This window comes from Mucilaginibacter gynuensis, from assembly GCF_039541195.1.
Lineage (GTDB): Bacteria > Bacteroidota > Bacteroidia > Sphingobacteriales > Sphingobacteriaceae > Mucilaginibacter > Mucilaginibacter gynuensis.
In genome coordinates this window covers 309846-334220 of record NZ_BAABFT010000002.1, presented here as the reverse complement: position 1 = coordinate 334220, position 24375 = coordinate 309846, and the positions used below count along the sequence as shown (strand labels likewise).

Annotated in this window: 21 protein-coding genes and 1 tRNA gene; 7 read left to right on the top strand and 15 right to left on the bottom strand. The window is 41.9% G+C overall.

Going from position 1 to position 24375, the window contains the following annotated elements; genetic code table 11:
- Positions 1 to 55: 55 nt before the first annotated feature.
- The 6 genes from ABD894_RS04680 to kdsA form a co-directional block, all read right to left on the bottom strand.
- Positions 56 to 1168 (bottom strand): MBL fold metallo-hydrolase, encoded by a 1113-nt coding sequence (locus ABD894_RS04680; RefSeq protein WP_345209831.1) that lies wholly within the window; start codon positions 1166 to 1168, stop codon positions 56 to 58.
- 78 nt (positions 1169 to 1246) lie between these two features.
- Positions 1247 to 1960, bottom strand: a complete 714-nt coding sequence (locus ABD894_RS04675; protein ID WP_345209830.1) for a DUF2931 family protein — start codon at positions 1958 to 1960, stop codon at positions 1247 to 1249.
- A 1-nt stretch (position 1961) separates the two neighbouring features.
- The gene (locus tag ABD894_RS04670) at positions 1962 to 2279 is read right to left on the bottom strand and encodes a hypothetical protein (protein ID WP_345209829.1); all 318 of its coding nucleotides are present in this window, start codon (positions 2277 to 2279) and stop codon (positions 1962 to 1964) included.
- Positions 2280 to 2282: 3 nt separating this feature from the next.
- Positions 2283 to 2816, bottom strand: coding sequence for a hypothetical protein (locus ABD894_RS04665; protein WP_345209828.1), 534 nt, complete (start codon positions 2814 to 2816; stop codon positions 2283 to 2285).
- Positions 2817 to 2928: 112 nt separating this feature from the next.
- Positions 2929 to 3864 carry a KpsF/GutQ family sugar-phosphate isomerase gene (locus ABD894_RS04660; protein ID WP_345209827.1) on the bottom strand — a complete coding sequence of 312 codons (936 nt, stop codon included), beginning with the start codon at positions 3862 to 3864 and terminating at the stop codon, positions 2929 to 2931.
- Positions 3865 to 3881: 17 nt separating this feature from the next.
- On the bottom strand, positions 3882 to 4655 hold the full coding sequence (gene kdsA / locus ABD894_RS04655) for a 3-deoxy-8-phosphooctulonate synthase (protein WP_345209826.1): 774 nt from the start codon (positions 4653 to 4655) through the stop codon (positions 3882 to 3884).
- A 131-nt stretch (positions 4656 to 4786) separates the two neighbouring features.
- Between kdsA and hscB the strand changes: the two genes are divergently transcribed.
- The 3 genes from hscB (at position 4787) to ABD894_RS04640 (ending at position 6971) form a co-directional block, all read left to right on the top strand.
- On the top strand, positions 4787 to 5311 hold the full coding sequence (hscB, locus tag ABD894_RS04650; RefSeq protein WP_345209825.1) for a Fe-S protein assembly co-chaperone HscB: 525 nt from the start codon (positions 4787 to 4789) through the stop codon (positions 5309 to 5311).
- A 19-nt stretch (positions 5312 to 5330) separates the two neighbouring features.
- Positions 5331 to 5410, top strand: a tRNA-Leu gene (locus ABD894_RS04645).
- A 394-nt stretch (positions 5411 to 5804) separates the two neighbouring features.
- On the top strand, positions 5805 to 6971 hold the full coding sequence (locus tag ABD894_RS04640) for a hypothetical protein (protein WP_345209824.1): 1167 nt from the start codon (positions 5805 to 5807) through the stop codon (positions 6969 to 6971).
- Between the two features lie 61 nt (positions 6972 to 7032).
- Here the strand turns inward: ABD894_RS04640 and ABD894_RS04635 are convergent, their stop codons facing one another.
- From ABD894_RS04635 to ABD894_RS04625, 3 genes are all read right to left on the bottom strand, one after another.
- Positions 7033 to 7923 (bottom strand): hypothetical protein, encoded by an 891-nt coding sequence (locus ABD894_RS04635; RefSeq protein ID WP_345209823.1) that lies wholly within the window; start codon positions 7921 to 7923, stop codon positions 7033 to 7035.
- 284 nt (positions 7924 to 8207) lie between these two features.
- Positions 8208 to 9761 (bottom strand): FG-GAP repeat domain-containing protein, encoded by a 1554-nt coding sequence (locus tag ABD894_RS04630; RefSeq protein ID WP_345209822.1) that lies wholly within the window; start codon positions 9759 to 9761, stop codon positions 8208 to 8210.
- 67 nt (positions 9762 to 9828) lie between these two features.
- Positions 9829 to 10389, bottom strand: coding sequence for a hypothetical protein (locus ABD894_RS04625; protein WP_345209821.1), 561 nt, complete (start codon positions 10387 to 10389; stop codon positions 9829 to 9831).
- Positions 10390 to 10704: 315 nt separating this feature from the next.
- On the opposite strand from ABD894_RS04625, the gene ABD894_RS04620 reads away from it, so the two are divergent.
- Positions 10705 to 12303, top strand: coding sequence for a hypothetical protein (locus ABD894_RS04620; RefSeq protein ID WP_345209820.1), 1599 nt, complete (start codon positions 10705 to 10707; stop codon positions 12301 to 12303).
- Positions 12304 to 12718: 415 nt separating this feature from the next.
- Positions 12719 to 14794 carry an ATP-binding protein gene (locus tag ABD894_RS04615; RefSeq protein WP_345209819.1) on the top strand — a complete coding sequence of 692 codons (2076 nt, stop codon included), beginning with the start codon at positions 12719 to 12721 and terminating at the stop codon, positions 14792 to 14794.
- Between the two features lie 12 nt (positions 14795 to 14806).
- Here ABD894_RS04615 and ABD894_RS04610 read toward each other — a convergent pair whose 3' ends face one another.
- The 5 genes from ABD894_RS04610 to ABD894_RS04590 form a co-directional block, all read right to left on the bottom strand.
- The gene (locus ABD894_RS04610; RefSeq protein WP_345209818.1) at positions 14807 to 15697 is read right to left on the bottom strand and encodes an AraC family transcriptional regulator; all 891 of its coding nucleotides are present in this window, start codon (positions 15695 to 15697) and stop codon (positions 14807 to 14809) included.
- A gap of 13 nt (positions 15698 to 15710) precedes the next feature.
- Positions 15711 to 16535, bottom strand: coding sequence for a sugar phosphate isomerase/epimerase family protein (locus ABD894_RS04605; RefSeq protein WP_345209817.1), 825 nt, complete (start codon positions 16533 to 16535; stop codon positions 15711 to 15713).
- A 28-nt stretch (positions 16536 to 16563) separates the two neighbouring features.
- Entirely contained in the window at positions 16564 to 19056 is a 2493-nt protein-coding gene (locus ABD894_RS04600) for an alpha-L-rhamnosidase-related protein (RefSeq protein WP_345209816.1), read from the bottom strand.
- Between the two features lie 77 nt (positions 19057 to 19133).
- The gene (locus ABD894_RS04595) at positions 19134 to 19946 is read right to left on the bottom strand and encodes a phytanoyl-CoA dioxygenase family protein (protein WP_345209815.1); all 813 of its coding nucleotides are present in this window, start codon (positions 19944 to 19946) and stop codon (positions 19134 to 19136) included.
- Between the two features lie 140 nt (positions 19947 to 20086).
- Positions 20087 to 20596 carry a hypothetical protein gene (locus tag ABD894_RS04590; RefSeq protein WP_345209814.1) on the bottom strand — a complete coding sequence of 170 codons (510 nt, stop codon included), beginning with the start codon at positions 20594 to 20596 and terminating at the stop codon, positions 20087 to 20089.
- Between the two features lie 297 nt (positions 20597 to 20893).
- On the opposite strand from ABD894_RS04590, the gene ABD894_RS04585 reads away from it, so the two are divergent.
- The gene (locus tag ABD894_RS04585) at positions 20894 to 22384 is read left to right on the top strand and encodes a TonB-dependent receptor (protein ID WP_345209813.1); all 1491 of its coding nucleotides are present in this window, start codon (positions 20894 to 20896) and stop codon (positions 22382 to 22384) included.
- A 22-nt stretch (positions 22385 to 22406) separates the two neighbouring features.
- On the opposite strand, the gene ABD894_RS04580 is transcribed toward ABD894_RS04585, so the two are convergent.
- Entirely contained in the window at positions 22407 to 22916 is a 510-nt protein-coding gene (locus ABD894_RS04580) for a DinB family protein (RefSeq protein ID WP_345209812.1), read from the bottom strand.
- A 139-nt stretch (positions 22917 to 23055) separates the two neighbouring features.
- Here ABD894_RS04580 and ABD894_RS04575 point away from each other — a divergent pair, with 139 nt between their 5' ends.
- A complete protein-coding gene (locus tag ABD894_RS04575; RefSeq protein WP_345209811.1) occupies positions 23056 to 24084 on the top strand; it encodes a LacI family DNA-binding transcriptional regulator in 1029 nt (342 codons plus the stop codon).
- Positions 24085 to 24375: the final 291 nt, after the last annotated feature.

Sequence of the window (24375 nt, the reverse complement as noted above, 5' to 3'; positions counted from 1 at the left end):
GATGCCGCACTGTAAACCAGGGCGGCATTGTTATTTATAGGCGATTGGTTTACCATCAATCAACACTCCACCAATCATTGGTATAAGCAGGGCTGTCAACAGTGTAGGCTTGGCCAATTTTAGGAATAGTAACCGGGATATTAAGGCTATCGGCAGCGATTTTCATCCGTGTTACCGATTCGTTCCAGGGGTGATTGGCTTCCGCGAATTTGCCCCAATGTACGGGTAGTATCATGCGGGCTTTAAGGTCGGCCGCTGCCTGCGCGGTTTGCGACGGAAACATGTGGTTCTGAGGCCAATTCTTTCCGTATTGCCCGCACTCCATCATGGCCAGGTCGAAAGGTCCGTATTGTTCGCCTATCAACTTAAAATGACTGCCATAACCGGTATCGCCCGAATAAAATAATTTAAAGCCATCCGCTTCAATTACATACGAAGCCCACAAAGTCTTTTTTGCCGACAACATCCTTCCCGAAGTATGGCGCGATGGCATGGCGGTAATGTTCACCTGGGTGCTAACGGCGTTCGTTTCGCCCCAGTTAAGTTCATGCACTAATTCGGGCTTGTATCCCCAATAAATAAAATGACTGCCAATGCCTAAAGGTACCACTACCCTTTTAACCTTGTCTTTCAGTTTCATCACCGTTCCGTAATCGAGGTGGTCGTAATGATCGTGCGATATGATGAGCACATCTATCTGCGGCATATCATCGGCACTGTAGGTATTGCTGCCTTCAAAGGCTTTCATAAACCAGGAAAATGGCCCGGCAAAACCACTAAAATCAGGGTCGACCAAAATATTGGCTGTTTTGGTTTTAATAAGGAATGAGGAGTGACCAAACCATATAACGGTTGGTTTAGCGTACGCGGTATTTTTAAGATCGGTCTTCACGATAGGCATTACCGTATTTGGCCGCACGGTAGCGGGGCGGTTGCGCATATCCATTAATACACTGAACATGTTAATGCTGCGCTCATCTTCGTCGTCGAGATTTAAAAAACCTTCTTTAGAATAGTTGGGTAATTGCTCCAGCTTTTGCAACGCCGCGCCTTTGGGATTTTTCCCTGTTGACCGGAGCGATCTGCATCCCAAAGGAACCGAAAACAATAACGCGAAGCATAAGTAAACTAATAACCTTAAAATTCGGGTATTTAATATAGAGATCAATTGCGTATTGTTTTTATGTTAAAGGCAGTAGCTTAACGTGTAAAGCCACGCGATAGTATCATTATAATTATGTACCCGCTATTGGCTACCATTACTTAACCGCGACTTAAAGAGTGATGGCGTATCGATAAAATTAGCCGAGGCGTCCAAGCCTTTATCATAAGCGGCTTGATCGGCACTATCTATATAGAAAACCTGTTTCAGGTATTCCTTTTTCGGGAGCCTGCCATTATGATAGGTTTCGTCGCTAATGGGTTCATGCGGGTTGATCTTATACTTTAACAGGGTAGTTTCTGCGCCCTCACCACGAAGCCAAACAATAATATTGCCTTTATTGGCTACACCGACCACAAAATCAAGCCTTTTAACGGGCATACTATTATAAATATCTGTACTGATGCCGCTTTCGCCCATATTTTCAAAGGCCTGCTTAATAACCCTTGCAGGCAATGTTATGGTATCCGCATAAAAGGATTGATCACGGTATGACGCGTACTCCAGTACCAGTTTTTCGGGCAATCGTTCTTTTGTGTTCGGGCTTTGAAAATCGCCATAACCCCAATCTGTACCATGGTTATTTACGTCACTTGAACCAACAGGTGCTATGTCACCATCGCTCAATATGAAATATCCGTTACGTATGTATATGGGGTAACTACGCGGTGCCGAGAAAGTAGCACCGTAGTAATACCGTTCCCAGCTTTTATACCTCAAAAGCTTTACTACGGTGGCTATCACCAGCAATACCAGTAAAGCCGCATATATTTTGTTGGTTAGGTTTAGCTGTTTCATATTAATGCTGAAAAGCTTTGGCCAGCCCGGCTACGTAATACAATATCCCCAAACTAATTATGCTCAATATCAAAAATATAAAGAAAAGGATCCTTGCCGCTAAATGCGCCTTGCCACGGTAAGTAAACGTATATATTGCCAATAGCACAGTGATGACAGGTGATAGTAATGCACCTTGTAGAAGCATATCATCTTCGGTATTGTTGGTGCAGTTTAAAAACACAATTACCATAATAAGAACGCCCCCAATCAATATCCTGCTTATTAAAGCTTGACGTTGATTTTCTGTGGATTGGTCAATTTCTGTAGGTAACTGCATTGGTCAATTTTTTACAAGCCTGATGTATTTTGCATCGCAGCCGGAAAACTTAACGTAGTAGTTCATGGCATTGCCGGTGTTTTGAATAATGAGCTCATGGTCTTCGAGCGAAGCATCGATACCTACCGGGATTTCTACATTCGTGGTATCATGTTCTGCCGACTCGTTAGAGATGTCGCCTTCATACTCGGCCCATTTTATACCTTCAAAATTAATAAAGGTTTCATCCCCTGTTTTTGAAACTGTGGCCTTGCCTTTCAGTGTTTTTCCGTTTAGCTTAATCGTGTACGAGTAATCTGCAGGTTCTTTAACAATCTCTACCCACATGTCGCATGCCTCGGTATCACCCTCTAATGGTTTTGCTACGTATCGGCCCTCTATACTATTTAATACAGGCGTTTTCGTTGATGTTGTTTTAAGGCTATCTGTTTTTAGTACCTGATGCGGCGTATCCGCAGGGACACTCTTCTTTTCCGCAGGACTATTGCAGGCAACAAGCAATAAAGCCAAAAGAATAATTAAGGTTGATCTGTTCATTAATATGGTTTAGTACACATCAAAAAGGTTTAAACAGCCAATTTGTTTTAGGGACTATTTTAAGGAGAGGGAAATTGATATGCAGCTTTTAATAGCGCCGCATATCAATTCATTATTGATTGTATATCTGGTACACGCCTTCCAGCTTGCGCGTTGTGGCATCGCCTACCAATACGGTAGTTATCTTTTTATCTATCATTAGTTGCTCGGCACGGTTAATCAGCTCATCGCTATTTAAAAAGATGGGGGAGTGGGTCATCATATCGGTAATGGTAAGCTGCGAGGTATCCGGATTGCGTAACAGCGCGCGTCGTAAATCGCCATCGGTAATAATACCTTCTACATTACCGGCATCGCCTATAATTACCATGCCCAATCTCCCTTTCGACATTTGGAGCAATACCTCGGTAAATGCCGCCTGATTATCAATAAATGGCAGGGCTTCGGTACGCATCAAATCTTTCACCTTTACCAGCAATTTGCGGCCAAGGCTGCCGCCGGGATGAAACCGTGCGAAATCTTCTTCCTGGAAACCACGGGCTTCCATCAAGGCTACCGCCAGCGCGTCGCCCATTACCAGGGTAGCCGTGGTTGATGATGTTGGTGCCAACTTAAGCGGACAAGCCTCGTTGATGATGCCCACATTTAAATGATAATCGCTGTTTTTAGCAACGGTAGATTCGGGGTTGCCGGTTATACCTATAATGGTATTGCTGTTCCATTTCAAAAAAGGAATGAGTTTCAGCACCTCGTCCGTTTCTCCCGAATAGGAGATCAGGATCACGATATCGTCGCTGCCCACCATCCCGAGATCGCCATGAAAAGCTTCCGCCGAATGCAGGTAGAAACTTGGCGTACCCGTGCTGGCCAAGGTAGCGGCAATTTTACGGCCAATCAGTCCGGATTTGCCGATGCCGATAACGATCAGTTTACCTTTGCTGTTTAATATTGCTTTTGCCGCAGCATCAAAACCCTCATCAATTAAAGCCGCTACGTGTTGTAACGATTCAATTTCTACTTCAAAAACCTTTTTGGCAATATCTTTCATAGGTGTGTGCAGCAGCATTAAACCAATGGTGCTATTACTTTTTCAAGATCGTGCAGCTTCACCATGTTTGGCCCGTCGCTCAACGCGTTATCAGGGTCGGGGTGCGTTTCTAAAAAGTAACCATCGGCACCAAAAGCCTTGGCAGCCAGGGCTATCATAGATACAAAGGTGCGGTCGCCGCCGGTTTTACCACCTGCACCGCCCGGGCGTTGTACCGAGTGAGTACAATCCATACAAACCGGGTAGCCGAAGCCTTTCATATCGTAAATATTCCTGAAATCAACCGCGAGGTTATTATAACCGTACATGTTACCGCGTTCGGTAAGTATCACTTGCTCGTTGCCTGCTTCAACCACTTTTTGGGCCGGATAAAACATATCTTGTCCTGAAAGGAACTGCGCCTTTTTTATATTAACTATTTTGCCTGTTTTAGCAGCCGCGACCAGCAAATCGGTTTGGCGACATAAAAAGGCGGGAATTTGTATAATATCAACCACTTCACCAACCGCGGCCGCCTGGTGGCTTTCATGTATATCGGTTACCAATGGCAACCCGAAACGCTGTTTTACGTTCAGCATCATCTCCATGCCTTTTTCAAGACCGGGGCCACGGTATGAGTGTATTGAAGTACGGTTTGCCTTATCAAACGACGATTTGAAGATAACAGGCACATTAAACTTTTGGCCAATTTCGGCCACCTTTTCGGCCACCTGGTATAAAAGTTCCTGGCTTTCCATTACACATGGGCCCAATATAAAGAACGGCTTTTGGCGTATTTGATCAAACAGCATAATTGATGTAGTGTTATTTAATTGGCAAAGATGGCAAAAAATAAACCCTCTCCCAACTCATAACTATCGCGCTGTTTGTTTATTGCTTTATACAGATACAAAAACACTACAACACGTTTAACTTTGCAACGATGAATTATTTTGAATTTTATAACATCCCCGAATCCTTTACGCTTAATGAAGCAGCGCTTAAAAAACAGTTTTATGTGCTGAGCAAAGAGTATCACCCCGATTTTTACGCCAACGAAGGCGACGAAAAGCAGCAGGAAATACTGGAACTATCTACCCTAAATAACAAGGCTTACCAAACGCTTGCCGACCCAGCAAAGCGCCTCGAATACATTTTACGCACCCACGAATTGCTTGTTGAAGGGGCAAAACCACAACTTCCGTCAGATTTTTTAATGGAAATGATGGATATTAATGAAAGACTGATGGAAATTGACAATGCCGACCAGCTTGCCGACATCAGCGCAGAAGTACTTGCATTTGAGGGCGATATAAACCAGTCGTTAGATGCACTCACCCATGATTATGCCGGTTTAGACGATACAGCGAAAGAAAACAGACTGAACGAAATATTAAATATTTACTACAGACAAAAATATCTGTTGCGAATTAAAGAGAGTTTAGATACATTTGCAGCCCGCTTCTAAGGAAAGATGCTTAGAACATGCCCAGCTGGCGGAATTGGTAGACGCGCTGGTCTCAAACACCTGTGGGAAACCGTGCCGGTTCGACTCCGGCGCTGGGTACGTATCGGACTTAAGTCCGATTTTCGAAAGGGTTGCTCCAAAAAGAGCAACCCTTTCTCTTTAAGTATCAATAAGTTATCTTCAAACATTGGATCGATGAAGGGTCAAACTGTCCGTGAATTACCTGTCTTGGAATATTTATCGCGGAATGCTCAATACACCTATAGTACAACCTTTTACCTTTAGAAATCCAGCAGTAATATTCTTTTCGTACCAGGATTTGATATGCCCCGTAGTGGGAAGTCTTCTGCTGCCTGGACTTTCTGCGATCGCTTATTGCAGTATTCGCTTTCGTAATAATTACGGAACCCAGTTTTAAAAAGAGAACCCTATTAATTGAAAAAGTGGAAGATATACTGGTTAAAGCTAATTTTGAGGTTGTACAGGAAAAACTTTGGAAAAAGAAGTAAATTGTTTTATGGACAAATATCAAGATGCATTTAATAATGCAATGAGTCAATATGGTGGATTATTTAATAATTATACCGATGAAAATGGATTCCGCTACCTCGTTTTTTTAAGGCAGTTAAGGGAGTCCCTTCGATTTTGTTTAATATGTGCGCGGGTTTCAGATAAGGTTAATATATATCTAGATTTTGTTAATAATATGGCTTTAAATGCCGTGGTCGCAAAGGGTGGAAAAGATGAAGAACATAAGGATGTTTACTACATTGGAGTTTACATCGGTTGTGTTTACATTTTGGAAAATATATTATATCGTTTTTTTTCACATCCTGGTCTGTTCGAAGTTATAGGTGATCCTAAAGTTGAAATCATTCCTGAAAAAATTAGCGATGCAGAAATTACTGATGCAAACTTTATACGAAAATTGCCTTTGGATTTGCAAAAGGTTTATCCAAGAGACATGATGCGTGCTGAACATGCAAATAAATTTGTCCTGATCGCTTTAAAATACTTAATCAATCATGAACTTGGACACATCATGATGGGACATTGTAGCTGGTTGAAACAAAAAAATGGTATGTCAAGCGGATTGACTATGTATGATATAAGTCACATTCCCGATGCTGAAATTATTACTTACCATTCTTTCGAGTTTGATGCTGATAATTGGGCTCTTATGACATTTGCATGGGAGTTGGAGGAATTAGAATTTTTTATAGCCACGGGGGTTGAACGATTGGCGCCAATACCTGTTCATTTTGATAGGATTTATAGAGAATATATTGCACCTATATGGATGATCGCTTTTAGCGTATCACTTTTAAATAGATTGCAAGGAACAGCAAATAATTTTAATGAGAATCGAAATAAATTACATCCATCCCCGATTACAAGACAACAAATTTGGATTAGGTCTTTAATGTATTTTTATACTGGTGGTATGGAAGATTTTGATCCCCCGGAGTTTTTTACCGCTTTGGAAGCGATGAACTATGTGGAAGTTTGTTTAGCAAATATATCTAAAAAAGCTTTCCGTAGTGATTATTTTGATATGGTATTTAGCAGTGAAAATCGAATTTACATAAACGAGTTAATATTACATTTTCAAAAGGTTAAATGGGAATTGGAGGGCTTCAATTATGTTAATTTAGCTTAGCTTGATACCTTCTATACTGTTTATTTTTATGTACAAGGTTTAATCATAAGTATTTATAATATTATAAAAAGTCAGCGAATACTATGTTCAAAGGAATATCAAATTCTTTTCTCCAGTCGATTCTCAATTGATTTAACTCCGAAACCTGAGTGGCATTCAGGACTGAATTTAATTTCAATATCCGCTTTGACATTGTTATCACTTTCTGTTCCACTTTGTACTCAACTTGAATAACAAATCTGGTATCAGGATAATCAATCAAGATTTGATATCGACCAAAAATTTCATGATCAATTATAAAGGGTAGTGGTATTTCAGTAAGTGACCCAGCAGGCATTGACACTGATTGACTCTTGCTGTACTTAAGATAACAAGATTTATCTATAAATTTGTTATCTTTTGTTCTCTTACAAATTGAGGCCCACTCATAGTCAATCACGGTAACTATAAAATTAGCTGGTAGCTTATCGTAATTTTTGAGCAGGCCGTTTAGCTTGGATACATTTTTCTCGAAGAAAAACTCCGGAGGCCTTCTTGATCCTGTTATAATAGTTGTTAAATGGTCAGCAGTCAAGTTTAACTCTCTACTCGCAATCAATGCTTTTTCAGCCGCAATCCTTGCATTCTCCGCCTGAGATGTATCAATCTTTTTCCTTAGGGAAAAGTTAGATAATACTATGAGCTTATTTAAGCTGTCATTTTTATCACTAATTGATTTAAGTGAGGCATTGAGTATTTCTTCTTTTCCGTTAGCAACAACGGCATTTAAAATTTGGTAACATATTGTTATCAACGTAAAAAACCCAGTTAACCACATTAAGATTTTGGCTTCCTTCTTTTTTTCTAAGGTTCGCGCACGAAAATCTCCCTTAATTTGAAAATAAAGCGTAAATGGTATAGATGCCGTAAGAATACATTGCAAAATAAGGTCGTAAGGATAAGAATCGGTCATAGCCAAAGGTAGCGAATAGCACTTTTTCTTTTGTTACTTTTCTTTGGGCGCATGACAAAAATACAAGTAAAAAACACAGCGTAAGCCATCCTAATAAGTTAATAGTAACTGGCTAACAACTTATTAAAGGCCTTTACTTCTTCACAAAACACATCATCAATATATAACATCCATTGCAAACCTTGGTTTGACAAACACTGAATATATTTCTAAGCAATGTTACCTTTCTTATAAAATTCATCAAGGCTCACCAATTCCACTAACATACGCGCGATAATACCATTTTATTTCTTAGGCTGATATAGTTGATTAAAAAACACCGAGAAGCCATACTTAGCTGATTGCCATTTTTTGTTCAGGCTTTCGGGCACTTCACCGGGGCTTTGTGCAAAGAGCCCGGTAATAATATCGAGATCGCCATCACCGTCGATATCAGCTTTTTCCAGCACCAAGGTTTTAATGGGGATATCGCTTGCTGCCGTGTACGATTTAAATTTAAAACCTTTGCTGTCGGTATTTTCAAGATAAACAAAAGACTCATCCATCAGCCAATCGAATGCAGGGAAAAAAGCTGTGGCGGTCAGATCGATGTCGCCATCCTTGTCAAAATCCTCGGCCAGCACTTTAGTTACACCATATAAAGGATAAAAAAACTTCTCTGTAAACTTATTACTGCCGTTATTAATATTGATCCTGATACCGTGATAGGGTTTTAAAATATTGGAGTAATCGGCATTATCACCATGCACGGTGATAATATCTGTAAGTCCGTCGCGGTTAAAATCGGTCAACACCATATCGGTAGTGCCATAGTTGGGCGGAAAACGCAACACACGGTCTGTCTTGAAACTCAAATTATTCCTTTGATAAAAAACATATACGCTTTCGTCACCCTGTGAAAACATCGCTATAATATCCTTTTTACCGTCGCCGTTCATGTCTCTTACATAGCATTTAACGGCACCGGGCACTTCAAGCAATACCTTCTCTGAGTAACTGTCGTTAGGCTTCTTTTTACTGAATAATGAAAGCTTGCCGGTTTTATTACCAAAATTACAAACCACTATTTCATTAATCCCGTCGGCGTTTATATCATCAATGGCGATACTAACAGGGCGATGTAATGCCGGTAGTATATTCGCATTTACACCATTCGCATATCGCGATAGCGTACCTGTACTTAGCTCTGTTGGATATAGTTTGCCTATCTGGGTTAAATAAGTGGTATCGTTTTTAAATACAAAATTAACCGCGGGACTCTCCGTGCTGATGGTTCCGGTTACACCCTTGCCAAATTGCCATTGCAGCACTTTATTATTGAGGGTACCTATCCATAAGGTTTGCTTTGATTTATTGAACTTGATACCTGTTATTAACGATGGCTGCTGATCATCCAAAGCAATATCCTGCCGTATGAAAGCTTTTAGGGGAACATTTCGGGTTAGCCGGCTTTTGTCTGTCGCTAATGTATCTGGAGCGTGGGCTAAAATATAATCGGTAAGCTTTTTCCATTCCTCATCAGTCATGGCTGGCTGATCGGGGATGATATACTTTTTGTTTACGATCTTTTTTTCTTCGTCAGACAGGCCGCGTAAGGGATCATACCCCGGGTAGATAATGCCAAGGCGGGCAGCCATTACCGGCAACACGTGGCTATGCCATATCTCCTTGGTCAGGCTTGCCGGATCGGGTAATGTGTGGCAGAAACTGCAATTCTTAATAAATAGGTTTCTGCCCTCATCATCAGATGGCTTTATGGCACCGGTAGAAAAAGAGCCCGGGCTGTTTGACACAACTATCAGCAAAAGCAAGGCAATAATAGCTGGTTTTAAGCTCATTATTATTTGTTGACGTAATTGCGCAGAAGGTAGATATAAAGCTGCAGTATGTACCATCAAAATATTGTTACATACTGTTCTGTCCCGTAAAAAATGGATGTAACAGCACACAATCTATGCCGTAATACCATTTTTCCTTGCTGAAATTCATTAGATTAACAAGATTTAGCATTAAATGATTTCTTTCGGTTTCGATATCTAAATAAGCTTTATAATAACTTTTATGCGTGATAGTGTCGTCTGAAACAGGATACTTACATCCTTGATTATAATCATAAAGCACCGGTAATATAAATGTGCGTTGTAAATTCCCTAATTTAATCATTAATACATGATCATCATTTAAAGAATCAATTGTTGTCTTTAATGCTGATAAAAGAAAAATTGGTGCATCATTTGAAAATTCCACATTTGTAAATTTCCCATTTTTCAGCTCAAATTTAACGAAGGTACCTCCTTGAAGACATGCAAAAGTTGTTGAATCGTCGTTCGGTTTAAAAAAACGGTGAACATCTTTAAAAATTCGTTCACTGACACTTTCGACATCATATTTTGGCAATTGCGAGTATGCGCTTGTCTGAATAAGACAAATGCATGCTAAAACTATAAATTTTAATGTAGCTCTCATTTAATTAGAGGGTAAACATTTGAATACGCCGTGCATATCATATTTCAGGCGATTCAAGTACTGTTTCGGGTGCCCTATCCCTACCACGAACATAATCTAAGATATTCTAACGCCAAGCAAAAATTAAAGACAGTAACGTCAAAAGGGAAAGTGATTTTCCTTTCATGGATAGTGATTGGTTTAAAGGTTGCTATCATCATAAATCTACAGTTAAATTTTATTTCTACAAACTTCAATTAAAATTTCATTTGAAAATCATAGCTAATATGTTTCGATTCAGGCAATATCTACAAACGTTAAGTTTATATTTAACACATGATAAAACTGATTAAAATGTTTAGAATTAAAGCTGTATGCTTTGTTTTGTTTCTTCTGTTTGTCACGCCAGGCATGGCTCAAATCAAATGGCCATCCGGTCAGCTGCTTCCGTCTTTCCCGGCGCCGGCGCAAGTTCAGGATCTGATCATGCTCCGTCAAAATTCCCGTTACTCCGCTGCAGAAATGTACCTGTTTGCTTCGTTAAAGGGTATCGTAAACAAAACTAAACCACGCATCTTCTCCTACGAGGGTGATGCCTTCGGTGAAGGGCCGCATACCTGGCTGCAATCTTTAGGTTTGAGTTGGACGGAGTCTGCAGATAAATGGGATTTGATTATAAAATACCCAAGTGAAATTTCAGGTTTAATCGTTTATGATTCTGCACAGGTACATACTATTAATCTGGCTACGGTACTTGCAAAAAGCAAAGGTGCACTTATTGCCTCGCCCTTACTCTTATCTAAATTAACTGCCCCGCCTTATAATTTACCTGTAGTACTTGATTTGCGGGGAAAATTCAACAGCAAGCTTGAGGTTTATCAATCGTTATATGACACATATTGGCCACATCTTGATCATCGTTTGCTAATCGGACTAAACCCTAACGCGCATAAAGCGGCCCTACGTGAATACGCAATAGCATTGGGTGTCGCGGTAATATGGCTCGATCCTAAAGTTGCCGGTGAAAGTGAATTACTCAACAAATTCCTATCTTCCATGTCTCCCGGTTCGGCCTTCATGGGTTGGTGGCCACAAGAAGGGCCGGGAGTAGAGAGGGCTTCAAAGTATGGTATAGCAACCGTTGCAAGTGATTGGTGTGCTAACCTAACGGTACATAGCGGTACATCCAGAATTGTAAATATCAAACCAATTCCCCCAAAGCCCGCACTCAAAAACAAGATTTATGTCGCGTTTATATTGAGCGACGGAGATAACTTACAATTTACAGAGCATTTGATGCGTAAACTTTGGAATAATCCGGACCGGGGTGCAGTTCCAATGGGATGGACTGTATCCCCTGCTATGCTGGATGCAATGCCCGGCGCGCTTAATTACTACTGGCAAACTTCTACCGACAATGATAACCTGATTTCCGGCCCTTCCGGCTATGGTTATACTTATCCTAATACATGGTCTGATAAAAATTTGTTAAAACGGTTTGTTGCCAAAACCGAAGACTATAATAATCGTGCGGGTTTACGGGTAATCACCATCTGGAACACGATCACCGGAGGCATTAATCCTGATGTTGGTGAAATTTATGCAGGTAAGGCAAAATCGTTGCTCGGTGTAACTGCCCAAAACACAGGAGGCGGGCTCACTATTTATAACGACAGCTTGCCGGGAATGGCACTTAGCTGCAATTACTGCACAACTGAACAAGCGATGAAAGATCATATTGCCAGGGCTGCCGCAGGTTGGGATAAAACTTCGCCACGTTTCATAATTATACAGGCGCAACCATGGACGAATATATCACCAACAAGTTTTAAAAATGTGGCCAATTCGCTCAATGAAGATTATTCGATAGTTCGCCCGGATCACCTTTTTCAACTTATCCGTGAAAGAAATGGAATCCCCATTAATCCAAAATAGAAATACTTTGGGGATAGGCACTTTTTAATCCGATATTACCGGAAATATTCCAGCCCAACAGTACAGAGATAACAACCGTAAACAAAACGCATGTTTACAGTCATTTTGTTATTAGAAAGTTTTGCAGACTTGTGCTGCCTTGCCAATGCAAATTCAGCCTAAATACAATAGCACATCAACAAACATGGCTTTCTTCTTCTTTGGTAAGGCAACTATTATTCATCACTATCTATAGCCTCAATATTTTGTTCCAAATACAATAAAATACTAATTGTTTCATTTACGGTGTTTAAATGGATAAGCTAAAACATCGCCCTAAATAAACCGTTAAGAATAAATGTCAGCTGTAAATAAAACTGTTTGAAAATACGATGATAAGATGCTGTAAAGTGAGGCCTTTTTTTATTTTTGCTGAATGGAGCATACAGGGTTGATGGATACAGGTAATTATTTGCAGGATACTGCATTAATAGATGTGTTGATGCTCGCCAATGAAGCAACGGCGATTTATACCAATGAAGAGCTGCAAATAGGCTTCGCCAATGATGCCATGATCGCGATTTGGGGTAAAGACCGCTCTGTTGTTGGCAAAACTTTTGAAGAAGCTATTCCCGAAATTAAAGGCCAGCCTTTTACCGATTTGCTAAAAGGCGTATGGCAAACCGGCGAAACTTATACCGCTAAAGACACACCTGCTAACCTGGTAGTTAATGGCGTATTGCAAACATTCTACTTTAATTTTGAATACCGCGCCATCCGTAACGCGGCCGGGCAAACGTATTCATTGCTGCATACCGCGCATGATGTAACCCAAAATGTGCTCGACAGGAATGCTATTGCCGACCAGGGTATTAAGGAGCAGGAATTAATAAAAGAACTGGCCACCTCAAACGATGAGTTGGCTGCCGTAGTGGAAGAATACCAGGCCAGTAACGAGGAACTTAGCTCGCTCAATGAAGAATATACCGCGCTTAACGAAGAGTTAAACGCCACCAATGAAGAGCTGACCGCTATAAACGAGCAACTTACAGCTGCCCATCACGACCTGAGTTACAGTAAATCAAAACTCGACCAGATACTGAACACACTGGCTGCACCTGTAGTGGTGCTGTTAGGGCCCGATCATATAATTTCTACCACTAACAAGGCCATACTTTCTTTTTGGAATAAAAAGGCCGATGAAGTGCTTGGCCGCCCGATGCTGGAGGTATTTCCTGAATTGAAAACGCAGCCATTTCCATCGTTATGGAAGCAGGTACTGGAAACCGGCGAAACTATCGTTCATCATGAAAGACCTGTTTACTTCAATCATGTAGAAGGCAGGCGCCTATTTTATGTTGACTACCATTACCAGCCTTTAAAAGATCTGGATGGTAAAGTGAACCGCGTATTGGCCACGGTTATTGATAATACCAATAGCGTTGTTGCGCGTAAGGCCGTTGAGCAGGCCGAAACGCAATTAAGGCTGGCTATAGAATCGTCGAAATTGGGTACCTGGCATTTTAATTTTAATACCAAAACATTCACGGCTTCGGAACGCTTTAAGGAGTTATTTGGCTTTCATGCCGATGAAGCCATTACTTATGAGAATGCTTTGGCTTGTATCAGCGATGAACATAAAGATGTATTTGTAGGCGCGATGCGGGGCGCCATACAAAACAAGGTTAGCTTTGAACAAGAGTTTAATGTTACCGGTTTACACGATCATCAACTGCGTTGGGTTAGGGTAACGGGTCAATTATATGAGGGCGATGACTTACACGGCGCTTTTGTAGCCGGCACGCTGCTGGATATCACCGAATCAAAACAGGACGATCTGCGTAAGAACGACTTTATTGGTATGGTGAGCCACGAACTTAAAACGCCGCTTACTTCATTGAGTGCTTACATTCAAATGTTGGCATCTAAAGCCCAAAAAGCAGAAGATACCTTTACCGGCGGGGCCTTAGAAAAAGCCAATAACCAGGTTAAAAAAATGACCGCCATGATCAATGGCTTCCTGAACGTATCGCGACTGGAATCGGGAAAGATCCACCTGAGTACGCAACATTTTAATCTTGAAGAGCTGATTGAAGAAGTACAGGGCGATGTACAATTAACCAATCCGAGCCATCAACTTGAATTTACCAAGTGCGAGGCCATATTTGTAGAGGCCGACAGGGATAAGATAGGGCAGGTGATCAATAACTTTTTGAGCAACGCCATTAAATATTCGCCTAAAGGCAAATCCATTCAGTTGGTATGCACGCATCTGGACGGCACTGTACAGGTAAGCGTAAAAGACGAGGGTATAGGTATTGCCGAACACGATCTGGAGCGCCTGTTTGAACGCTATTACCGGGTGGAGAACAACCAAACCAAAACCATCAGCGGCTTTGGTATCGGGCTGTACCTGTGTGCCGAGATCATTTATCGCCATGGCGGCGAAATATGGGCGGAGAGTGTTTTAGGTGAAGGTTCTACTTTTTACTTCAGTCTGCCTTTGGCATAATATCCGCAATTATTATTCAATAACTTTTTCGTGGTTGTTACGGTAAACACTTGGCGGGATGCCATGTTTCTTTTTAAACAGCTTGGAGAAGTAAAAGACAGAATCGAAGCCGGTTTGGTCTGCTATTTCGTTGATATTTAAAACTGTCGATGTAAGCAGGTCTTTGGCGCGTTCCATCCTTAAATTGAGGTGGTATTGATTGGGCGATTCGCCGGTGATCTTTTTAAATGCCTTACGGAAAGAAACATAGCCCATGGGCAACTCTCGTGCCAGCTTCTCCATATCCAGCGCGTTCTCAAACGATTCGTGAATGATGAATTTCGCTTTGGCTATCAATTTGCTGGTTGGGTCGTTATGGTTATCGCGGTGCTGGATAATGTTACTGATCAACCCTAAAATTTGAAGCGTAATGCCCGCAATTTGCTGCGGATAACCTGTTAAGGCCTGCTGTACCTGCTCAATTAACGAGCGGAAAAGTACGAGCATATCTTTATTCAAACCTAAATCAATAACCGGGTTTTTGTTGTCAAAAAAGCCGTTTTCCATGAGCTGCCTGGCATAATAGCCGTTAAAGCCGATCCAGTATTCTTCCCAGCCCGATCGTTGCTCGGGTTTGTAGCGATGCCATACACCCGGATAAAGCAGGAAACAATTACCGGCAACGATGTCTGCCGGTGAGCTTAATGCCGAACCGAACACCCCTTTTCCTTTTGAAATGAACACCACGTAATAATCATTTAAAATGCGGCCCCTGTTCCAGGTAAGGTGATGACTTGGCGGATGTTCCGTATTGGGGTAATCATCATTAGGCGCTATTCTCGAATACCCTGTGGTAGTTACATACAAACCCCAGCGCTCTTCAACCGGGGTTATATTAAGGTATTTAAAATAGTTAGTATGCATTGGCCGCTGATGATTACGCGATATATTGGCTATACCTTTCGGTAAGCAGATCTTTCATGTAACAATTAATATCAAACTGGTTATACAAAGGCCGATCAGTAAACGGCTGCAATTGCATATAGGGCGGAGGCCCAAACTCGGTAGTGATGGTTAAAACATCTGAATTGCTGGCAGCATTAATCTCCACTATTTTATCCCACCATTGCAAAAAGGTATCTAAAGCGTACTTCCACGCGGGTTCTCTCGGGTCGCCAATTTGCGGGCCCTCTTCAAAACCAACCCTTGCATGTATGTGTGGTGCGCGGTTTATCGCCTCGGCTATAGTTTCCTGAAAATTTTGGAGCATGCTGGTGGTAACACAAACCCAATGCGAAAAATCGGCAGTGATCATAAAATCCTTGTTGATATCAAACATCTCTTTTGCTACCTGCGGCGAATACCCTGCCCGGCCGCGATGAGTTTCGTGAACTACCAGTATCCCGGTTTTTTCTGTGAATTCTGTCGCTATATCAATCAGTTCCATGTTTTGGCTAAGCGAAAAATAGTCGCGGCCGGTATGCGAATTGATCAGGATAGGTTGCGGCTCGGCACAGGCATGCAGGTTCTTCAGGTACGATGCCTTAAACTCGTCGAACGTGCTGCCATCGGCCTCATGCTGAAAGGAAATGATCTCCATTTCGTGCTGCTGTAAGTAATCAAACAACACGCGTTTATCGGTAGCGTTAGCGGGCATCCATGTTTCAATACCATTGTACCCGGCGCTTTTTATCAGGTCGAGATAGTCGGAAATTGGGAGGTGTTCATGCCCCCAAAGCGGGCTGAAAAATTTGATTTGCATTTTGGTAGCTGGTTTATTCAAATGTCTGTTATAAACGCTTAACAACAAAATGCGTAGCCCCTTTACAAGTTATTTTTATTGAAAAACTGCCCTTTGTATCTGTCTTTACGTTTTGCGCCCTGTTATTTATCAAAACTGTGTAAGCGCTTGCAGGCTGCAAACCTTGCAAGGTAATTTGATAGGTATCGGCCGAATTAATACTCCACGAAAGGGTAGACGATGCCGGTTCGATGATCTTTACATCGATAGCCTTTTTTGTTGTAGCTGTTATTTTTAGGACAGCGAGTTCCGCATTATTGGGGTAATAACTTAATGTGTTGCCTGTTTTGTTAGCTCCGAAGACTGCTTTACTACTGATGGTGAAACCATTGCTGCGCATTACATAATTGTTAACGCTTAAGTTGAGCGTGTATAAGGTGCCGAGGTGCTTGTATTTAAATTCGGTTCCGTTAAGTTTGGCAAGCAGGTTGGGTTCAAGACCCATCCTGTTCCATTTAGGGCGAATGCCGTAGATATCTCGGTATAACGCGGTGATGCTTGTGCATATCCCGGCCAAAATATCATCCCCCAAGCCCAATTGCGTGGTACGGCTGTAGCGTTGCGATGAAAGGCCGTCTTTTTTATACTGTTCAATAAGGTTGCTGATGTATTTTAATGCGATGGCTTTATCGTATTGCGCGTAAGCCCGAATGCCCAGGTAGCCCCAGGTAGGGAATATATCGCCATTTTCGTACTTAGGGAACGGCCAGTTGCCGCCGCTCACTTCCTCTTTTCTGAAAGAATCAAAGCACAACGGCCAATGAAACAAATGCTCGGCATCAGCGCGTTTTTCAATCTGATCTAATATCAATGCCTTGCGGTCAGCATCATCGCACAAACCAAAGGCAATGGCCGCGAAATTGATCGGGGTAACCAAATTATCGCCATGTACCGAACCATCATTGTCGCGCCAGTAAACATATTGCTGCTTGCTTGCCAACCAAAAACCGCCCTGCTCAACAGGTTTATTAAAAGCCGTTTTGAGGCGTTGAGCAACGGCAGCGTAGTACTTTGCTTTTTCTTTATTGCCTAATATGCTTTCGCAGTTGGTCCACAGCGTTAAAGCCTCGTATAGTTGCGCGTTTACAAAGGAGTTTTCAAAGCTTGCCCAAACAATATCCAACCAGTCGCTGGCCTTTTTTTCGGCAATGTTATTGTTCATCATTTCAACCAGGCCATTATTATTGCTGTCGCGTGTAATGAGCCAGTCGAGCGCCTTTTCGCAGGAAGATTGGTGCGTACGTAGCCACTCCACATCGCCGGTAAGATCAAACTGCTCGCTGGCGTTAATTACGTAGCCCGTTTGCGAGTCAATAGTGTAGCCCCACATCGCTTCGTAATAGCCTGTTTCGGCATTGTAAGTTCCGGGTATTTCGTCGCCTGCTTCATTATGCCAGCGGGAGAGTATCCGGCCATCGGGCAGCATGGCCACATCCCGTTCGCGGTTCAGGTTTGATGCCATGTTAGCGGTATAATTACTATCGTTAAGCGCCATTCCTATCTGCGCAAAGAAGGGTTCGTGCAGGCATTTCCAGTTGGTAAGCCAGCCATTAGCACCCACAATGGTATTATCTACCACACCATAACGACCTGTAGTGTTCATCAGTTCGCGCACCACGGTAGCATCTATTCCGGGCAGTTCGCCTTTCGAATATTCTTTGCCATAGTCGATGTATTGCAATTCATAACTTACCGTTGCGGTACCTTTTTTTATATCAAAAGGGGCAAATACATCTGCTTTTTGCGCAACAAAGCGGTTCAGATTATAGCGTTGCTTCAGCGGAGCATCGGTAAGCAGTTGCGTGAAAGTAAACTCTTTAGCAGGGCTATGAGAATATGCCGAGGCAATTGATTTTCCATTGGCTATATGCGGTGCTATGCGTAAACCGTTGCCTGTTTCGGCATTCCAAAAGGTTATGCCGCCTGTGTGTACGCCGTAAGTATCATTTACCTCTTTCAAATATTTGCACCATACCATGCCACCGTTATCTATTATGCCACCTTTCCAAACGTTCAGGTTAGCGAAATTCCATTTCGGAAAGGCCATATCTTCGAGGTGAAGGTCGGTAGCGTAATCGCGGGTAATGTTCCAGACTATTTTATCGCCGTTCAGTTTGAATCCCCATGTTTCTTTTACCCCGGCGGTATAGCTTATATTGCTTAAAGTGATGTCCTGTGTATTATTGGTAACCTTTATGTTATTTAATACCTCTGCGGATGAAAACTTATCTCCGCCGATACGCAAACCCGTATAAATGCCCGACGCAGATAATACATTTTTGCCTTTAATACTCAATTTTTTCACCACGCAGCCCGTCGAGTAATCAATCACTATAGAAAGGTTTTTATCCGGGGTGCTGATCGTAATTTCTTTAGCGGTTGTGTTGTTGATTATTCCCGGTACGGCTTTTTCCGCTGCATGGGCAGGTTGAAAAGCATATAACAAAATAAGAAAAGCAAATAATGGGGCTTTGAACGTCATTTACTGGTATGGGTATAAATACTTGATGTAAAGAATAATGTGCTTGTGTAAGCGGTAGTTGCTAATACCAAACTTACTTAATGTTTGCAGTATATTAATGGCGTAAGCAGGTCGTTGTTGAGCAGGTCGCCGGATTGTAGTTTGGCAACTTCTTCGTCGCTTAAAATATTTTGTGTGCCGTTAAATGTACCGCCATCTGGCATGTAAGCGCAGGTCATGGCACGCCGGTAACCCGGTGTCATGTTAGCGTGGGCACCATGTATGGTAAGTCCGTTATGGAAAGAGCAGCTTCCGGCTTTCATTGGTGCGGCTACCGCTTTTGTAGTTTTAAATGCGGGATAGGTAGTAAAAATAGCGCCCATGTTTTTGCCTATGCCTGGGTTTTCAAAAGTTGTGGTATGGTATGATCCTGGTATAAAAAACAAACAACCGTTTTCGTAAGTAGCATCATCGAGGGCTACCCATATCGATAATGCCCTCCTGTCGCTGAACGACCAGTATGGGGTATCCAAATGCCAGGAAGTAGGGTTAGCCCAGGGCTTTTTTATCAGCGCCTGATCGTGCCATATTCTTATGCCATCCGAATCTGAGAGTTGGGCAGCCATTTTACCGAGGCGCTCATCCAGCATTATTTGTCTTATCTTATCATTATCCTGCCATAAGTTAATGAGCTGATCAAACACATTATCGTAGTATGATTTATCGGCATCGTCGCCTTTGCCGTAAACCTCTTTACGGTCTGGCATTTTGTTGCCATTGCGTTTTGCTACCGCTTCGTTTAGGGCTTCGCGCCAGAAATTAAGTTCATCGGGCGATAAAAAATCTTCGATAACCAAAAAACCATCGCGACGGTATTGCGCTATCGCATCGGCTGTTAATTCGTTCTTCATACAGGTTTATTAATTGAGGTTAATAAACCAAAAGTATCCCAAGTTGCCCTGTGCTTGTTAATACGATCTGTGCTTTCTTTTGTACTTTTTGATATAATTGATAACGATGTAATTATATTATTCCATCTTTTTTAGGGTCATCAAGTTGCCTGCATACAACCACTTGTCGACATTATGCCGTTGTTGAACAACACATACGCAAACATAAACTGTTGTTTTCGAGTGCCTTGAAAGTTGTGTTCCATTGTCACCATGGGATTTCTTGAAAGATAATCGACAATAGTTTTGAGTTCTTTGTTTTGGCCATATTTTATTAATTCCCGGTAAGTATACTCGTCAAAACCTACATTATCTAATGCGGCTTTTGTGTTAAAATAGAAACTTGCCGACTTATAATTTTGCTGTGTTGCGTTGCCTTTGTTTCGCTCAATTCCGCCAATAACGAAAGGTGCCTCCGTACATATTTCTTTTGTTTTACCTGTAATTTTATTGACAGCAGTTATTACTACAAAATTTGGAGACGTGCTCTCGTTCGCAAATGAACTGTCCATCATTTTTTGCTTCAGTTTTTTGCTGGTAGTTGAATTAAATATAAAAAGACTGTCAGCCTTACTGTAAGTCCGTTTTTGTGCACTTGAAATAAGTGACATAAATAAGATAGCTATCAACAATAGCAGATACTTAAGCGGCATAACGATGGAAAAAATATAAACTTAATAAAACTACTTAATCCTGTTTATATAAGTGGCACATTACATTAAAAACAAGTTAGAGCGGCTTATAATCGCCATTTTAGTTTAACGAAATAAAATATATCTAATATTAAAATTGATGGCTGCGCAAAGCCGACAGGTAGATTTCTACAATATTATTGCGGTAATGCGGTGAAATGCTTATATTTTTGAGTAATTATTTTTTCAGCCACACTGAAATACTCAATTTGAAATATGAGCATCCATAATAAAGATATCGGAACAAAGCAAAAAGCACTTGCCATAAACCTTAATCCTAAAATATATGGCTCATTTGCCGAAATTGGTGCCGGGCAGGATGTAGCCGCAAATTTTTTTAAAGCCGGTGCTGCCGCCGGCACCGTAGCCAAAACCATGTCGGCTTACGACATGACCTTCTCTGATGCCATTTACGGCGTACAAAAAGTAAAGCGTTACGTTAGCGAAACCCGCCTCATCTCTATGCTCGACCATGAGTATGGTTTATTGAAAGAGCGTTTGGCCGAGCAACGCGGCAGCTCGACTACATTCTTCGCTTTTTCGGGTACTTTTTCGGCGCTTAACTATTACAAAACCAACGAAGGCCACGGCTGGATGGGCGTGCGTTTCCAGATGGAGCCCAACGGCGAATATCACGACGTGGTAATACACGTTAAACTGCTCGATAACGATAATAACCTGCAACAACAAGCGGTAGGTATATTGGGCGTAAACCTTATATACGCTTGTTTTTATTATAACGATACCCCGCCGGTTTTCCTGCAATCACTGATGGATAACCTGTCGAAAGACAGGATACAAATAGATATGATACGGTTTGAAGGGCCGGGCTTTACCAAGGTTGATAACAGGCTGATGAGCTTGCACCTGGTAAAATATGGCTTTTCAGATGCTGCGGTATTCGGTCCGGATGGCAAGAACCAGCAGCCATCAGAGGTATTGTACAAAAAACACATTGTGGTTATCCGCGGCCGTTTCCGCCCGCTGATCAACGTTCACCTGGATATGCTTAACCAGGGTGTAAAGCAATTTGTGCAGGAGCCCGATGTAGATAAAAAGAACGTAATGGTAATTACCGAGCTCACGCTGCAAGCCTTAAAAGAGCGTGATGCCGACCCAACAGCAGAGATCGACGAAAAAGACTTTTTAGATCGTGTAGATATCCTTTGCTCGTTAGGCCAAACGGTATTGATCTCTAACTTCCACGAGTATTATAAACTGGTGGCTTATCTTTCAAAAATTACCAGCCTTAAAATGGGGGTGGTATTGGGTTATCCCAACCTGGAGTATATATTTTCGGAAGAGCATTACCGCGAATTACCGGGCGGTATCCTCGAATCGTTCGCTACGCTGTTTAGCCGTAAGGTGAAACTGTTTGTGTACCCAACTTTGCGCAATGGCGTTATCTGGAATTGCCTTAAATTCACGCCACCGCCGCATTTGATAGATCTTTTCCGTTACCTGATCGCTAACAACAAGATAGAAGACATCAGGCATTATAACGAGAATAACCTGAATGTGGAGACTGATAAGGTATTGAAGTTTATTAAGCAAGGCACAACCGGCTGGGAAGAATATGTACCAAACGAGGTTGCCGATATTATTAAAGCGAAAGCCCTGTTCGGTTATTCTTCCGAGCCTGTTGTTATTGATGAAACTATTGCCCCGGCCGGTGACCTGGCCGAAACTTCATCAGATAGCTTGTGACTGTTTTAGTAATGCAGTATGACTATTGACCAGCGAAATTCTTATCATCGGCCGAAGGGCCGTAGATAGATGGTACCGCAATATCATTTAGCCGCATATAAACGGTAAGTTGTCCGCGGTGATGCACCAGGTGATTAATAGTTGATTCAACTTGCTCGTGCTTGGGCGAACTGAATAGCGTTTCGCCATTGGCCTTCAGGTAAAATATCTCATCAAGCGTACCGTCTTTAACACCCAATAAAGCTTCTTTTGCTCCGGCTACGTTGCTTTTAAAATGCGCTACAAGCTCTTCGGGCGTTGTGGCCTGCTGGTGTGCAAAGGTGGCAAAATCAATTTCCGAGTCTTTAATAATGTGCGTTATCCACAGCGGAATTTCGGCGACCAACAGTGCGAGGTAACCCAATTCCATTGATTTTGGATGCGGTTTCCATTTAGAAAGTTCGGCCGGGATACGTTCGAGACATTTAATGGTAGCAGGTGCTTCGGCCTCAAGCTCTTTAGCAAATGCTGTTGCAAATAACAGATCGTTCATGGTTTTTGAGGATTGGTGATACTGCATTTAACAGCTATAAACCTTAATAGTTTATGGAGAAAGCCCTGTTATTTAGTTTTAAATGTTAATTTTTTGTGTAGATTTAGAACGGTAGACAGTAAAAGCGCGGGTTTTATAAATGCAGAAGAATAAGTTACCTACAATAGTAGAAATTGCCAAAAAGCTTAATGTTTCCGCCTCCACGGTGTCGCGTGCATTGCATGATCACCCCAGTATAGGGCTGGTTACTACTATGCGTGTACACAAAATGGCCAAGGAACTTGGCTACGAGGTAAACAAATCTGCCATATACTTTAAGGAGCGTAAAACATACACCATAGGGGTGATCATCCCGAACCTTTCCGAACCATTTTTTTCATCGGCCCTAACGGGGATTGAGGACATTGCCGAGCAAAATAATTACAACGTAATTATTGGCCAGTCGCTTGATAATTTTGAGCGGGAGAAAAGGATAGTTGAGAACATGAAAGATCACCGTGTAGATGGCGTACTGGTATCGCTTACCAAAGACACCTCCACGTACGACCATTTCGAAAACCTGAAAAAGTATAACATTCCCGTAGTGTTTTTTGACAGGGTGCCCGCACGTAAGGATATCAACTTTGTGGCCTGTAACCTGTTGTCGGGCATGTTACAAGCCATGACCAAACTGGTAGGCATGGGGCATAGCCGTATCGGCCTTATTAACGGTCCCGCCAAACTTGCCGCTACCCTGCAAAGGCTGGAGATCTATTTTAAATGTTTAAAAGAAAACAACCTCCCGGTTGATCAGGATATTATGGTGGCCACCACGCTGGCCAAAAGCGATAATGTTAAGGCCATAAAGAAGCTGCTGGCATTGGAAAACAGGCCCACTGCCGTAATTGTGTTTAACGATTATGTAGTACTTGATTGCATTGCCGCTGTTAAAGCAGCCGGGCTTACTGTAAATAAAGATATCAGTTTCATCAGCTTTGCCAATCTCCCTATATGGGAATATATGGATACATTGCCGCTGGCTTCTATTGAACAATTCGCAGGTCAGCAATCATGTATGGCTACCGAATACTTGTTTAAGATGATCGAAAAATCTGACAAGGCATCCACATCAAACGAAACCTATTTTCAGCACATCATCGATTCGCAGATGATTGACTACTCCCTGTAATTCCCTTCCCAATTTTTATTCGGCATACATTGCCTTATTTGTAATAAATGCCAAATATATGCACGTTATTATTGGTGCTTATGGTATATAATGCGGTGTTTTGTTGAATTATTCAAAATAAAAATCCGCTTTTGCGCAAATTACGCAAAATAGAACAAACGTTTGCGTAACGTGCGCAAACGTTTGCGCAAATTGTTTTTTACTCCGCCTGCCGCGTGTGCCTTTTATTAACAATTGTTTTACATCAATTTTACGGTATCACGACAAATCAAATACACACGTACTCCTTAA

Coding starts and splice junctions, on each gene's coding strand:
- ABD894_RS04675 (WP_345209830.1), bottom strand. CDS start 1,960: ATGAAACAGCTAAACCTAACCAACAAAATATATGCGGCTTTACTGGTA.
- ABD894_RS04670 (WP_345209829.1), bottom strand. CDS start 2,279: ATGCAGTTACCTACAGAAATTGACCAATCCACAGAAAATCAACGTCAA.
- ABD894_RS04665 (WP_345209828.1), bottom strand. CDS start 2,816: ATGAACAGATCAACCTTAATTATTCTTTTGGCTTTATTGCTTGTTGCC.
- ABD894_RS04660 (WP_345209827.1), bottom strand. CDS start 3,864: ATGAAAGATATTGCCAAAAAGGTTTTTGAAGTAGAAATTGAATCGTTA.
- kdsA (WP_345209826.1), bottom strand. CDS start 4,655: ATGCTGTTTGATCAAATACGCCAAAAGCCGTTCTTTATATTGGGCCCA.
- hscB (WP_345209825.1), top strand. CDS start 4,787: ATGAATTATTTTGAATTTTATAACATCCCCGAATCCTTTACGCTTAAT.
- ABD894_RS04635 (WP_345209823.1), bottom strand. CDS start 7,923: ATGACCGATTCTTATCCTTACGACCTTATTTTGCAATGTATTCTTACG.
- ABD894_RS04630 (WP_345209822.1), bottom strand. CDS start 9,761: ATGAGCTTAAAACCAGCTATTATTGCCTTGCTTTTGCTGATAGTTGTG.
- ABD894_RS04625 (WP_345209821.1), bottom strand. CDS start 10,389: ATGAGAGCTACATTAAAATTTATAGTTTTAGCATGCATTTGTCTTATT.
- ABD894_RS04620 (WP_345209820.1), top strand. CDS start 10,705: ATGATAAAACTGATTAAAATGTTTAGAATTAAAGCTGTATGCTTTGTT.
- ABD894_RS04615 (WP_345209819.1), top strand. CDS start 12,719: ATGGAGCATACAGGGTTGATGGATACAGGTAATTATTTGCAGGATACT.
- ABD894_RS04610 (WP_345209818.1), bottom strand. CDS start 15,697: ATGCATACTAACTATTTTAAATACCTTAATATAACCCCGGTTGAAGAG.
- ABD894_RS04605 (WP_345209817.1), bottom strand. CDS start 16,535: ATGCAAATCAAATTTTTCAGCCCGCTTTGGGGGCATGAACACCTCCCA.
- ABD894_RS04600 (WP_345209816.1), bottom strand. CDS start 19,056: ATGACGTTCAAAGCCCCATTATTTGCTTTTCTTATTTTGTTATATGCT.
- ABD894_RS04595 (WP_345209815.1), bottom strand. CDS start 19,946: ATGAAGAACGAATTAACAGCCGATGCGATAGCGCAATACCGTCGCGAT.
- ABD894_RS04590 (WP_345209814.1), bottom strand. CDS start 20,596: ATGTCACTTATTTCAAGTGCACAAAAACGGACTTACAGTAAGGCTGAC.
- ABD894_RS04585 (WP_345209813.1), top strand. CDS start 20,894: ATGAGCATCCATAATAAAGATATCGGAACAAAGCAAAAAGCACTTGCC.
- ABD894_RS04580 (WP_345209812.1), bottom strand. CDS start 22,916: ATGAACGATCTGTTATTTGCAACAGCATTTGCTAAAGAGCTTGAGGCC.
- ABD894_RS04575 (WP_345209811.1), top strand. CDS start 23,056: ATGCAGAAGAATAAGTTACCTACAATAGTAGAAATTGCCAAAAAGCTT.